Raw genomic sequence first — 15,758 nt, forward strand, 5'->3', positions numbered from 1 at the left:
TTGCGGCAGTGCCATTTGTAAAGGGGATGAAGATTTTTATGAAAGAAGCCCGTCATATTAGAAAAAAAGTACTTTCTGACATAGAAAGCGGCATCATTTCTTTGGAAGAAGGAGTAAAGCGGATACAGCAGCTTGGTTCTCATTCCGCAGGGGGTAACGGACAGGCGATATATTATCAGACGGTCTGGCAGCGGACAGATCTCAGCATTCATGTAAAAGGCGGCCGACATGAGGGCAGCCTTTTATTATTTGATAAAAATGAAGATGTGAGTAAAGAACTTGCTGCATTGCATGATACAAGGGTTATTTTGGTTAAGCCGGGGAAAGAGTTTCGAAAAACCGGGGACGGTGTATTTGAAATCGACCCCCGCTCTGAAAGAGATTACATAAACCTGTTAGGATGGCTTATAGAAGAAGAGAAGTCAGATATACGGGAAGCGGTGCATTTATGGTCAGACATGCCGTTTGAAAAGACAGAGAGAGCGATTCGTGAACAATGCGACAGCGGAGTCTATTCTTTGTTTTTACTGCAACAGGCGCTCTTCAAAAATAACTGCCGCAAACCGATCAAACTGTTATATGGATATTTTTCACATCTTTCTGGAGAACAGCCTCTTTACGCGGCGGCAAGCGGATTTTTGCGGACATTGCAGCTGGAAAATCCGTTAATCTCAGCAAAAAGCATTGAGATGGAGCAGTCAATAGCAGCCGTTCACGCAGCTGATATCATACGCAATGAGCTGAGTGATTTCCAGCCTTCAGATGTAGAGATCCGTTATAAAGACATGCAGCGTTATGTTAAACAGCTCAAAATGTATGAACCCGAAAAAAATTCCGGAAGCGGAGATGTGCCGCTGAGAGAAAATGGAGTATATATTATCGCAGGGGGCGCGGGCGGATTAGGATTTACCTTTGCGGAATATTTGGCTTTTCAAACAAAATGCTGCCTTGTTTTAACGGGGAGATCTCCGCTTTCAGATCATATAAGAAAACAGCTGAGACGATTAGAGGATGCCGGTTCTTCAGCTGTTTATGTTCAGGCTGATATTACCAATAAGGAAGAAGCCGAATATGTAGTCAAAAAAGCCAAAACTTCTTATGGAAAAGTAAACGGGGTCATTCAGGGCGCGGGAATCATCCGTGACTCTTTCCTTCTTAACAAGTCACGAGAGGAATTCGATCAGGTAATCAGACCGAAAGTATTGGGTACGATGTGGCTGAATGATGCTGTTGAGAAAGAAAATCCTGACTTTTTCATTTGCTTCTCCTCTACTTCCGCAGTTTTGGGAAATGTCGGGCAATCTGATTACGCGTTCGGAAACAGTTATATGGATCATTTCATGAATATGCGTTCTGTCCAGGATTCTGATACGATTTCTCTCTCTCTGAACTGGCCGCTGTGGAAAGAAGTCGGCATGCAAGTGGATGAGCGCACGGTAGAGACAATGAAAAAGGCGGGTTTTTATCCTTTAGAAAAAGAAGAAGGTAAAGAAGCGTTTGCAGTCGCATTGTCCTCCGGTTTTTCGCAATTTACTGTATTTTACGGAGATGAGCAAATTGACAATCATGTTCATCAATTATATGAACGAAAAGACAATATTCAGGCAGATGAAGGAACAGGGAGAAATATCGAATCATTTGATTCAGAGAAACTGACAGCTGAAACATCTGATTTTATTATAAAAATGATTGCTGCAGAATTCAGGATGCCTGCGGACAAAATAGATGCAGAAGAGGCATTGGAAAAATACGGACTTGATTCCGTTATGATTATCAATATGACGAATGAGCTTGAAAAACATTTCGGCGCGCTCTCAAAAACGCTGTTATTCGAATATCAGACTGCGGCAGAATTGTCACAGTATTTCGTTGAGGAGCACAGGGATACTCTTCTTCATAAACTCCGGTTAGGAGAAAACAGGAGCAGCACCCCATCTCAGAAGAAAAAAGACAATAAACAGACAGCCGAAGTTAACGGGAAACAGAAAATCCAGATGAAAAATCAGGTGCAGCAGCAGGAGAAGTATCATGACAATGATATCGCGATTATCGGTATCAGCGGACGTTACCCGATGGCAAATGATCTTGATACTCTGTGGGAAAACTTATTGAACGGTAAAGACTGTATAACTGAGATACCTAAGGATCGGTGGGATTCGGGGCTGCACTATCAGCCCGCAGCGGGCGATGAAGTAAAAAACCAAAGCAAATGGGGGGGATTTATTGACGATGTGTATCATTTTGATCCGTTGTTCTTTAATATTTCTCCTGCCGAAGCTGAATTAATTGATCCGCAGGAGAGACTGTTTTTAGAGACGGTTTGGCACACCATAGAAGATGCGGGGTACGCAAAGAAAACGCTTGAAAGAAAAAACGTCGGTGTTTTTGCAGGGGTTATGTACGGCCAATATCAGCTGTACAGCGTTGGTCACGAAGCGGCCGTTTCTTCCTCATATGCATCAATCGCCAACCGGGTATCCTACTTCTTTAATTTCAGCGGGCCAAGTATTGCTTTGGACACGATGTGTTCCTCATCATTAACGGCTGTTCATTTTGCCTGTGAAAGTTTAATCAGGAATGAATGTGAAATTGCAATTGCAGGAGGCGTCAATTTATCCATTCATCCTCATAAATATGAACTCCTGACTCAAGGCGGATTTTTATCCAGTGATGGCCGGTGCAGAAGCTTCGGTTCAGGAGGAGACGGCTATGTGCCGGGAGAAGGGACAGGTGCCGTGCTGCTGAAACCCGTAAAAAAGGCTATTGCCGACGGTGATCAGATTTATTCAGTTATTAAGGCAACAGCCATCAACCACGGTGCTAAGACGAATGGATATACCGTGCCGAATCCCAAAGCTCAAAGTGAGGTCATTACGAGAGCCTTAAAAAAAGGGTTTATTGATCCAAACAGCATCAGCTATATAGAAGCTCACGGAACAGGCACCGCGTTAGGAGATCCGATTGAAATCACCGGTCTGACCAAAGCATTTTCAGGTGCCGAACGCGATAAGAAGACATGCGCGATCGGGTCGATTAAATCAAATATCGGACATCTTGAGGCTGCTGCAGGCATAGCGGGCATTACGAAAGTTATTCTTCAAATGAAACATAAAACAATTGTTCCGTCACTGACTCATTCTGCTGAATTGAATGAAAATATACCGTTTCAAAAAACACCTTTTTATGTACCGGACAGTGCCGAAAAATGGGAGTCATCCGTTCCCAAGCGTGCCGGAATCAGTTCTTTCGGGGCAGGAGGAGCTAATGCCCATGTTATTTTAGAAGAATTTGCGGATGAAGCTATCTCTCCTCTCGCGGCTGAAGAACCTGAACAGCTTTTATTTGTTTTTTCTGCAAAAAATGCCGACAGGCTGGCAGAATATGCAAAACGCGCAAAAGAACATATAGCAGCCAGAGATTATCCATTAGAAACACTTAGAAATACAGCATTTACTTTACAAACCGGCAGAGAAGAAATGCCGCACAGATTGGCTGTTATCGCCTCCACAAGAGATGAATTGCTTAAAGGACTGACAGACTATACCCTCGGAAACGCGATGGATCATATTTTTACAAGCGGCAAAGACACAACAGAAGCAAAAAGGATGAACAAAGCTGAGATTGAAGAAGCAGCCGCAAACAGGGATCTTGTGAAGATTGCTGAATACTGGGTTGCCGGAAACGGGGTAGATTGGCCGTCACTTTATAAAGGTGCCACTCTGAGACGGGTATCAGCACCCGGATATCCATTTGCCAAAGAGCTATGCAGAATAGATGCGCAAAATACGGGAAGCCGCCGGATGAACGGTAATAACGATCTGCATCCTTACATTTCATGCAATATATCTGATTTTAAAGCACAGAAGTTTCTTATCAATGTAAGCGATACCGATTTGTATATAAAAACAAAGTATCAAGACAAGGAAATGTTTCCGTTTCTCAGCCAGATTGAAATGGCGAGAGCTGCCGGAGCAATGGCTTCAGGGAATCCGATTATTAAATTAACAGAGCTCTCCTTTAGAGAACCGATGTTACAAAGCGGAAGCAATGAGCAGATCCGGATTGTATTAACCCCGGATAATCAGGGTGCATCGTATTCTATAGAAAAACAGAGCGACTCATCCATTTATTCCTCAGGGCGGCTCGAATTAGAAGGCGGGGCGTACGAGAACGGAAATATTCATCTTGAGCCGTTCCTGTCTCAGCGCGCAGACCGCATACCGTATGAAGCATTTTATCAGCGGCTTGCCGAATTCGGATACAGCTGCAGTGACAGTCTGAAAGCCGCAGAGCAATGTGTCAGCAGGAACGGACAGGTACTTTTAAAGATAAAAGCAAAGGCCGAGCCGAAAGGGTGCATAATCAAACCGGAAGTTATTGAGAGCGTATATCAAGCCGTCATATACCTTGCGGGGGAAAATGCCGGAGAGCTCCCGGAAAATATTAAAGAATGTACGATTTTTGATCATGAGACTGAACCCGTTTATGTATATGCAGAACAAACTGAAGAAAGCGATTCGGCTTATGATGTGTATGTATTAGACAATGCCGGCGGGATTTTGATGGAACTGAGCGGACTGATTTTTGGCGGAAAGCCTAATAAAAATGTACGTTTTTATGAGCATAAGTGGGATCAAAAAAACCCTCTGATTGAAATGAAAGATAGGGAGCCAAAAACAATTCTGGTCTTTGCAAAAGATGAAGCATTGGCTGGAGCTCTGAAAAATCAATCAGACAGCCGTGTCATTCTCGTCACGCCGGATCAGCGGCAGACCGATCAAAATCTGCTGACATTCTGTGTAAACCCGGAAGTGACGTCAGATTATATTCGTTTATTCGAAGAATTGGAGAAAAAGGGGTTTTCTCCGGATGTCATCTTGCACACGGGAGAAACATTTTACGCGGGTGACCGCCTTCTCAGCGGCCTGGAATCAATTTTTTATTTATTAAAAGCGCTGAGCGCCCGCAGTGACGCCTCTCTTTATCTTCATTCTCTGCTTCTTGTTCACTCTTTTAAAGAAGGCGTGAATGATCCGTATACGGGCGCTCTTGCAGGCTGTTTAAAAACGGCGAATATGTTGGTGCCATCCGCAGAGAATGTGAAGTCAATCGGTTTTTCAGAACGTATATCAATTGAAAAAATGGCTGAATTTTGTCTTAACGAAATGGTTTCAGGCGTGGAACGGCAGGCGGAAGAAGTTAAATATATAAATGACAAGAGGTATGTTAAGACATTAAAGGAGTATGTATTCAATCATACAGAGCACCCTCATCAGCTGAAACAGGAAGGGATTTACCTCATAACGGGCGGTTTGGGCGGTCTGGGCCTGATTTTCGCAAAATATTTAGCCTCTCAGTATCAAGCAAAATTAGTATTGACGGGAAGGTCACCGTTAACAGCTGATAAACGACATAACATTGACCGGCTGCAGGCGCTTGGAGGAGATGCGGTATATTATCAAGCTGATGCCGCAGATCAAAAGACGATGGGACGGGTCATAGAAGAAACGAAACGGACTTGGGGCTCCATTCAAGGTGTTATTCATTCAGCTGGTCATGCCGATGATCGGTTATTTACAGAGATGAATCTGACTGATTTTTCAGAAGGCATGACTGCTAAAATTGAAGGAACGGTATGCTTAGATGAATTAACGAAAGATGAGCCGCTTGATTTCTTTATCGTATTTTCTTCTATTTCTGCGGTCTTCGGAGATTTTGGACAGGTTAACTATGCGTTGGGCAATTATTTTCAAGATCAATATATAAATTGGAGATCCGAACAGAGCCGCCGGCAAGAGAGACAAGGCAAGAGCATTTCGATTAACTGGCCGTTGTGGCGTAAAGGCGGAATGCATTTAAACAAAGAAGCTGAAGAAGCATATCTTTCCGCATCCGGGTTTGATTATTTGGAAACGGAAGAAGGGATAGCGGCTTTTGAGACGATTTTGGCAAGTGACTGTCCGCAAATTTCGGTTGTTACCGGGGATGCCGAAACGACACCAACAAAAAAAGATCTGCCGCATCAAAAAGTAAATACGCTTCCGGTTCATCAAGAGGAAATTTCTTATACAGCACCGGTGTCTGCAGACAATGTCCTGGAAGAACTGAAGCAAATGGTATCGGAATTATTGAAAATTAACATTGAACAGCTGGATACGGCAGAGAATTTCGGCAATCTCGGCTTTGATTCTATCAGTTTGAAAACATTAGCTGTCCGACTGAATAAAAAATACAAGCTTAAGCTGACACCTGCCGTTTTCTTTACTTACAGCCATATTAAGTCTCTTTCAGAATTTCTAAACAGTGAACTGCGTACTGTTGCAAAAGGGAATACAGATGCAGAAAAAAACATTTCTGAAAAAAGGAAAGTAGTGCACGCTGGGAAAACCGCCGGGAAAACCGTGAAGCCGCCGCGAAGTTTTCCGTTTGAAAAAAAGACAACAAGACAGGCTGACCATCATCCAGAGAAGCAGCCAGTTGCCATTATCGGGATGAGTTGTGTTTTTCCGGGATCAAAAAATGCAGATGAGTTTTGGATCAATTTAATCAATGAAAAAGATTTGATTCAGGAAATTCCCCCGGATCGCTGGGATTGGAAAAAATACGCCGAAGGCAAAGGAAGCAGCGAAGTACATTCGAAATGGGGCGGCTTTATCACAGATGCCGATAAATTCGATGAGGCGTTTTTCAATATTAATCCGCGGGAAGCAGAACTCATGGATCCTCAGCACAGAATTTATTTGCAGGAAACCTGGAAAGCGATAGAAGATGCGGGTTACAAAGCTTCAAAGCTGTCTGGCAAAAATATCGGGGTGTTTACGGGCATTCAATTTAATGATTACCGCCAGCTGCTGATGAGGCATTCGGACGGGGCGCACGCGTTTGCGGGAACCGGAAACAGCCAGGCGCTCATCAGCAATCGTGTATCCCACTATTTTAATTTCAGAGGTCCGAGTGAGTCCATTGATACAGCCTGCTCAAGCAGTCTTGCAGCAATCCACAGAGCTGTGCGCTCGATTCAAAATGGTGAAAGTGAGCTGGCGGTAGCAGGCGGGGTTTCGCTGCTCTTAGATCCAGTCACGCATATGTATACTGATAAACTCGGTATTTTGTCTAGGGACGGCCGGTGTAAGACGTTTGATAAACTTGCCGACGGTTATGTCCGCGGTGAAGGTGCAGCTGTTCTGTTATTGAAACCATTGCAGGCGGCAATGAATGACAGAGACAATATTTACGGAGTCCTGAGAGGAACCGGAGAAAATCACGGAGGAAGATCTGCTTCATTGACCGCTCCGAACCCGGAAGCTCAGGCTGAACTGTTAACGTCTGTTTACAAAAATGCCGGTATTCCTGTTGATACGATATCTTATATTGAAGCACACGGAACCGGGACAGAACTGGGAGATCCGATTGAGATTGAAGGCTTGAAAAAAGCGTTTGGATCTTTTGAGCCGCGTTCAGGAAAGAATAATGACCAATATTGCGGCATCGGTTCAGTAAAAACGAATATCGGTCATTTAGAGCCCGCCTCTGGAATGCCGGGGCTGATTAAAGTATTACTATCCATGAAGTATAAAACATTGCCTGCCACACTACATGTCAAGGAACTGAACCCTTATATTCAATTAAGCGGAACGCCGTTTCATATTGTCACTAAAACAATAAAGTGGGCCAGATTAAAAGATGGACAAGGAAATGAAGTTCCGCGCCGTGCCGGAGTCAGTTCCTTCGGATTCGGCGGGGCAAATGCTCATGTCATCGTGGAAGAATTTGAATACGGACAAGATAAAGCAGTAACTGCCGAGCGGGAACAAATCATTGTTCTATCGGCCAAAACAAAGGAAAGGCTGATGGTTAAAGCCAAAGAGTTAACAACATTTTTACATGAAGAACGATCAGTTCAATTCAGTCAGCAAGAGGTGCAGGAACGTGATTTACAAGAGGCGGTTCGGGAAGCGGCAGCGGGTATCCTGCGTTTAGATACCGCAGATATAGATGCAAAGACACCTCTTTCGGAATTCGGATTTGATCCGTTGGCTTATTCCGAATTAATCTCTTTTATAAACCAAATGTACGGCACAGAAATATCACTTGACATATTTCAGGAATTAAAGACACTGAGCGAGCTGTGCCGCTATATCAGCCGCATCCGGAATCGATCAGCTGATAAACCGCATAACGGCAATTTTAGAGAAAAGTCCGGATTCGGTCTTGAAGAAATAGCATATACGCTGCAAACCGGAAGGGAACCATTTGAATGCCGCCTTGCGATCACTTGTTCGAATGCCGGAGATCTTCTTGAAAAATTAAACGGTTACATCCAGGGGAGCAGGCTGCAAGGTGTTTATGAAGGAAATGTAACGGATTTTGATAGTCTGTACGCTCCTTTATTCGGCGGCCCCGAAGGTCATGCATATGTTCAATCACTGATTCAGCAAAACAAGCCGGCCAAACTGGCTCAGTTGTGGACGATCGGTTGTGAAATCAGCTGGGAAGACTTGTATGAGGAGGAACTCAAACCGGTTAAACTGTCTCTTCCTCTTTATCCTTTCAGCAAGAACAGACATTGGATTCATTTAAATAAAGATGAAGCGCAGAAGGCTGAGGCTTTCTCGAACACTGAGCTTCACAACTCAAATAAAGATACAGCAGATGGAGAAATCATGTCGCTTCTTGAAAAAGCACAAACAGGTGAGATGAATACGAAAGAGACGTCAGAGCTGATAGAGGAGTTGCTTTTCCATGAATGAAAAAACGATGCAAATTGAGCAAATCGTGAAAAAGGTGAAAGAATGCAGCCTGACGCCTGAAGAAGGGCTGGAATTCATTAAGAGCTTGGGGAAAACCCATCTATATGAAATGGTATGGGATAGACATGAATTTAAAGGCAGTGAAAAATTCCCGCATACGAAAGAGCCAATTTTATTTTTTTGCGAAGACGACAGCATGTATACCGTAATGAAGAGGCAGCTTGAAGGCTATGAGGCACCTTTCATTTACGTGACTTCCGGCGAGCGTTTCGAAGATTGCCGGAACGGTCGTTTTACAATGAACTTTGCAAAAGATGAGGATTATGATGCGTTATGCGGGGTTCTGCGTTCTCAAAATATAAAACCCCGCCATATTATTCATTTTTTGGCTGCCGGGCTCTTCAAAAATACGGAAGATGCAATGAGAAAGCAGCTCAATGAAAGTCTGTATTCCTTGTTTCAAATGTTTCAGGCCTTCATGGCGAACAAACTTTGTCCGAAAGCAGAAATTTTGTACCTGTATGAAAATACCGAGGGCGAGGTTCAGCCGATTTATAACGCGGTTGAAAGTTTTCTTAAGACCGTACAGGCCGAAAATCCGAATTTCACATGTAAGGCTGCAGAGCTGAAATCAATGTTTGACGAGCCGTTTACAAAGCAGCATATTGCAGATGTCATCTCTTTTGAATGGAACAATCAATGTAAAACGGACCACTTTACCTGCTATGAGCCGAGGCATTATTATAAAAGGCAGCTTCAAAGAGTAAAAAAAGAAGATGGGGAGAAACAAAGTTTCAGTGTAAAAAAGAACGGTGTGTATTTAATTACGGGAGGAGCCGGCGGTCTCGGGTATCTGTTTGCTGAATATCTGGCGAAACAGGCAGAAGTCAAGCTGGTATTAACCGGGCGTTCCCCGGCCTCCCGTGAAACGGCGCAAAAATTGAGCGCTCTTGAAAATCTTGGCGCTGAAGCCTTATATGTCCCGGCAGATATTTCAAAGGAAAAAGAGACGGACGCTTTGATTAAGCACATTAAGCAGACATTCGGAGAATTAAACGGAATTTTGCACAGCGCCGGACTTGTTAAGGATGCATTTATCATAAAAAAAACGAAAGAAAGCATAGAAGAAGTTATAGCGCCTAAAGTATTCGGAACCGTTTGGCTGGATAAAGCAGCTGAAGAAGAGCCTCTTGATTTCTTCGTTATGTTTTCATCCCTTTCGGCCGTTCTGCCTAATGCGGGTCAAAGCGACTACGCCTTCGCTAACGGATGTATGGACGGATTCACCCAGTATCGAAGCATTAAAGGACGTCCCGGGAAAACACTTTCTATTAATTGGCCGTTATGGGATGCGGGCAATATGACAGTCGGGCCGGGAGAGCTGCAAGCTTTAAGACATGCAGGGCTGGAACTTTTATCCGCCCAAGCAGGGCTTGCCGCTTTTCAGGACAGTATGAGCCGCTCTGCTTCTCAGCTGGCTGTTATCAGCGGAGACAAAGATAGAATAAGTGAATTACTCTCAACTGATCATAAAGAAATAGAGACTGTGCCTGAAAACAACAGTAATCTGCCGCAATTAAATGAAAGGGATCTGAAAAAACAAACGGTTCGTCTTTTGACAGAGATTGTCGGTGCGGAAACGGGAAGACCGGCGGACAGTATTTTACCCGAGGATACGTTTGACCGTTACGGAATTGATTCTCTAACGATTTTAGGTCTTAACTCCCGTCTGGAAAAATATTTTGGAAGAGTGTCTAAGACTCTTTTCTTTGAATACAGCAGTGTTGAAGAGCTGTCAGAGTATTTTCTTGAACACTATCATCATGAGTTGAAGAAGGCGTTTTTACCGGCAGCCGAACAGCGAATTGATCATTCGGCGCCGGCGAAACGGGAGAAGCTTTCCATTTCCCGCATACCATCCGCACCTTCCGAGGAAGATATTGCAATTATCGGTATAGCCGGCCGCTACCCGATGGCGAAGGATGTGGAACAGTTTTGGGAAAATATTTGTTCCGGAAAAGATTGTATAACGGAAATACCGAAAGAGCGCTGGGATTTTCGGAAATATTATCACACAGGTGACAATGCCCGTCATGACAGCAAATGGGGAGGTTTTATAAAAGACGCTGATAAATTCGATCCGCTGTTCTTCTCAATTTCGCCCCGTGATGCCGAGTTAATTGATCCTCAGGAACGGTTATTTTTAGAGACAGCGTGGCACACGTTTGAAGATGCGGGTTACACAAAGAAAAAGTTGAAACGGCATAAGACAGGTGTATTTGTCGGTGTCACCTACAGCCACTATCAGTTATTTGCAGCCGGTGCTTCAGATGATGAGGAACGTCAGACGCTCTTGTCTTCTTATTCGTCTATCGCAAACCGGGTGTCATATTTCTTTGACCTGCACGGACCCAGCCTTGCAATTGATACAATGTGTTCTTCTTCACTTTCTGCTGTTCATTTTGCATGTGAAAGTATAAAAAGGGGAGAATCCACCCTCGCTATTGCCGGAGGAGTGAATTTATCCTTACACCCTGATAAATATACTTTGCTTTCACAAAATCATTTTGTTTCAAGCGATGGGCGCTGCAGAAGCTTTGGAGCGGGAGGAGACGGATATGTGCCGGGAGAAGGAGTCGGGGCCGTTCTTTTGAAATCGCTTTCTGCCGCAAAGGCTGACAGGGACAGGATTTACGGTGTGATTAAGGGAACATCTGTAAATCACGGCGGAAAAACAAACGGATACACTGTGCCAAATCCGGGCGAGCAGGCAAACGTCATCAGTGAAACTCTTGATAAGGCGGGGATTGATGCAGACAGCATAAGTTATATTGAAGCGCATGGCACCGGGACATCTTTGGGAGACCCGATTGAAATTTCAGGTTTAACCAAAGCTTTGCACAGCTCGAAAAGCGATTATCGTTGTGCAATTGGTTCGGTTAAGTCAAATATCGGACACCTAGAGGCTGCGGCGGGAATTGCTTCTATTACAAAAGTGCTGATGCAAATGAAGTATAAACAGCTTGCTCCTTCCCTTCATTCCGATCACTTAAATCCTAATATTGATTTTGAGGAAACACCGTTTTACGTGCAGTCTGAACTGACCGATTGGGAGACGCCGCAAAATCAAGCCAGAAGGTCAGGCATCAGTTCTTTCGGCGCTGGAGGATCTAATGCCCACATTATCATCGAAGAGTATAAGAATGAAGAAAAGATGGAAACGGTACAGAGCAACAAGACGCAAATTATTCTGCTTTCTGCCAAAAATGAAGAACGGCTCAGACTCTTGATTGATGCATATATAAAAGAACTGGAGCCAAAAACGTCACTAGCTGATGCTGCGTACACCTCGCAGACCGGGAGAAACGCTATGGAAGAGCGGCTCGCTGTTGAGGTTAGCAGCATTGACGATCTTCGCAATAAGCTGACGATGTATTTGCGTTCAGATCATAAGTTAAACGGTTTATATAGGGGAAAGGCCCGCCGAGGCTCTGGTCAAAAGGATGCCATGTCAGCCGCTCACTTTAATAGTGCAAGAGAAATGGCCATTCACTGGGTGAACGGAGGAGACGTTCAATGGGAAGAGATGTACACTTCGGAATTGCCGAAGCTTATCTCTCTTCCTGCATATCCTTTTGAACGGAACAGATATTGGGTGCCTGCCGCAAAAGCTGCACAGAAACAGAAAAAAACAGGCGTACCGCAGAGTTTGCCACACGCACCGACTGACTTATCATTTGATGTATTAAAAAAATCGTGGAAAAAACAAAAGGCTGCGCCTTCCGCTTTTACGAAAGGACAGGTGATGATCCTGGCTAATAGTGAAAGTGAGCGGCTTGCATTCGAATTGTTTGATTCAGATCCTCTGATTGAATCCGCTGTCATTTGCGCAGATAACTGGGATCATTCGGATGGGGAAGCCAAAAAAACGGCTCTAGCGGTCATAGAAGAAAATCCGGAAATCATCGGCATGATTGACCTGTCAGATTTGCGGAGTGATCAAAACGGGGCACGCACCGGCACAATCGGAAAGCTGACACTGCTGCAGGAAATCATAAAGACACGTAAACAGCTTTTTGTTTTACATGTGACCAGAGGGCTGCAGACATTTCTGAATGACAAGCCGTCGTTAGCCGGAGCCGAAACAGCCGGACTATATAAAATGCTGAGTGCGGAGTATCAAAAGATAAAATCAAAAACAATAGATGTAGACGGACATGTCGGGACTGCGGCGGAATTGAGACAGATAATCACAGATGAAGCTTGCGCTGACGGTCTGTATAGTGAAATCTGCTACCGGAACGGTGAACGTTATATTCCATACGTCGAGAAATTATATGTAGCAGAATTGAACCGGAAACTATCCGGTCTGCCAGTATGCCGTACGGATCAAACCCTGGTTATTACAGGGGGAACAAGAGGGATCGGAGCAGAACTTGCCAGACATTATGCCGGCAAGGGAGTCAAAAAACTTGTGTTGATGGGAGTAACCGACCTTCCGGAATCTGATAAAATAGCCGGCATGTTAAAAGACACCGATGAAAAGTCACCTCTTTATTCGAAATTACAACTGCTGCATGAGTTGGATCAAAAGGGAGTTCAGGTGGAAGTGTATTCCGGGCCGCTCACGGAAAAAGAAACATTACATCGCTTCTTTTCAGAGGTGAGACTGAAGTTCGGCAAAATCGGCGGGGTGATTCATTGCGCTGGTGCAGCCAATCATTCGAATCCGGCTTTTATTCATAAATCTGATAAAGAAATAAGAGAAGTATTTGAGCCAAAGGTGCAGGGGATGCAGGTACTTCATGACATTTTTATTGATGACGAACTTGATTTCTTCATTTTGTTTTCATCTGTTGCGAGCGCTTTTCCTTTATTAGGCGCCGGAACAAGTGACTATGCCGCGGCGAACGCTTTTATGGATTACTTTGCGGCGTATCAGCATGCAGCCGGCAGAACATATTATCAATCAATTAACTGGCCGAGCTGGAAGGACATTGGGATGGGCGAGGTGACAAGTCCATCATATCAGGCACTTGGTTTACTTTCACACTCAACAGAATCAGGTATTGCCATGCTGGATGAAATGATGACGATAAACGGATACCCCTGCCTTATACCGGCAAAGACACATCCGGAGAAATTCATGCTGCAGCAGCTGCTTCAGACAAGAATTCAAGCTGCTAAAAATAACCCGGATGCTGAGGAAAAAGTGATTTCTGGTCAGGGAGACAATGAATCCATTATCAGGAAGTTAATGGAGATCTTTTCCGCGGAGCTGAAAATACCTTACGGGAATTTAGATCAGGATACGTCTTTTGCGGATTACGGAGTTGATTCAATCTTACTGGTTCAGCTTGTCAAAAAAGCGGAAGATGTATTTCAAATAAAAATTGAACCTTCAGCTTTTCTGGAGTATCCGAGTTTTTCACAACTGGGCGTCTATTTGAACGAGTTATTTGCAAGTGAGGGGATCAGTCCTCAAATTGATTCGGAAAACATTGAGGTTCGGAAAAAAGAGCAACATATAAATCAAAATGCTTCCGAAATACGGGACAACGGATCACAAATACAACAAACCAGTCTGAACCAAATCGCTATTATCGGAATGGGCTGTGAGTTTCCGGATGCTCCGGATACAGAAACGTTCTGGACAAATTTGAAGAAAGGACAAAATAGTGTCCGCGAAGTCCCGGCGTCGCGATGGGATATTTCTTCATACTACTCTGACACCTATGAAAAGGGAAAAAGTATCAGTAAGTGGGGCGGATTTCTTCAAGATATTGAGTCTTTCGATCCCGCGTTTTTTAATATGAACAAAAGTGAGGCATCAGAGCTTGATCCGTTAATCAAAAAATGCCTTGAGGTCAGCGTCCAGACATTGAGAGACGGCGGCTATACAAAAGAAGAAGTATCAAACAAAGAAGTCGGCGTCTTCATCGGTTCGCGGACCGGGACGTTTATGTCCAAAATAGGTTCCCCTTCAAAAAATACGATCGTGGGTATAGGACAAAATTTCATAGGCGCGCATATCTCACACTTTTTTAATCTGAAAGGACCGAATCTGGTTGTAGACACGGCTTGTTCTTCTTCATTGGTCAGCGTCCATCTCGCTTGTCAAAGCCTGATGTCAAAAGAGTCAGATATGGCGATTGCGGGCGGAGTTGACATTTTGCTGGATCAAAAGCCTTACGTCATGCTGAGTGAGGCTCGGGCGCTTTCACCTGAAGGAAAATGTCATACATTTGATGAGAAGGCAGATGGATTTGTACCGGGAGAGGGATGCGGCGCAGTCCTTTTGAAAAGACTTGATGACGCCCTTGCCGAAGGTGACAGAATTTACGCGGTAATTGACTCATCCGCGGTTAATAATGACGGACAGACAATGGGAATGACAACACCTAATCCGAAAGCGCAAAGCGCAGTGATAAAAAAAGCCCTGAAAAAAGGCGGAATTGATGCAGATACTCTCAGTTATGTCGAGACGCATGGCACCGGTACGATGATAGGAGATCCGATTGAATTAAAAGCGCTGACTGAAGTGTTCCGGGAGGTTACGGAAGAAACGCAATTTTGCGGAGTAGGCAGCGTAAAAACGAATTTCGGACATTTAATGAGCGCAGCGGGGATAGCGAGTATTATAAAGGTTGCCTTATCCATAAAAAATCAGATGCTCCCGCCGACATTACATTGTAAAACGCCAAATCCGCGTTTTAAATTTGATCAGTCGCCATTCTTTCCGAACACGTCTTTAAAAGAATGGCGTCCCAGAAAAGGGGTTTTGAGAGCCGGAATCAGTTCTTTTGGATTCGGGGGCACGAACGCACATATGATATTGAGCGACAGCCATCTCACATTAGGATATGGAGAGACAAAAAGACACCCGCTTTCTCCGGTTATATTCAATAAGGAACAATGCTGGATCGACAATGGAGAAACTCCAGAAAAGGAAGAGTCAGAATTGCTGATTCCTTTACTTGATTTCAAAGAATTATAAAGAAAAGAAAA

General features: G+C 44.2%; 2 protein-coding genes. Both read left to right on the forward strand.

The annotated features are described in order from the left end of the window. Window positions 1–38 precede the first annotated feature (38 nt). Complete coding sequence (locus GNE05_RS07725) at window positions 39–8,750, forward strand: type I polyketide synthase (protein WP_160182639.1); 8,712 nt, start codon at window positions 39–41, stop codon at window positions 8,748–8,750. Further along, window positions 8,743–15,747 (forward strand): SDR family NAD(P)-dependent oxidoreductase, encoded by a 7,005-nt coding sequence (locus tag GNE05_RS07730; RefSeq protein WP_160182640.1) that lies wholly within the window; start codon window positions 8,743–8,745, stop codon window positions 15,745–15,747. The genes GNE05_RS07725 and GNE05_RS07730 overlap by 8 nt, the downstream gene beginning before the upstream one ends. Window positions 15,748–15,758 lie beyond the last annotated feature (11 nt).

Origin of the sequence: Bacillus sp. AM1(2019) (genome assembly GCF_009906915.1) — a bacterium.
GTDB lineage: Bacteria > Bacillota > Bacilli > Bacillales > Bacillaceae > Bacillus > Bacillus velezensis.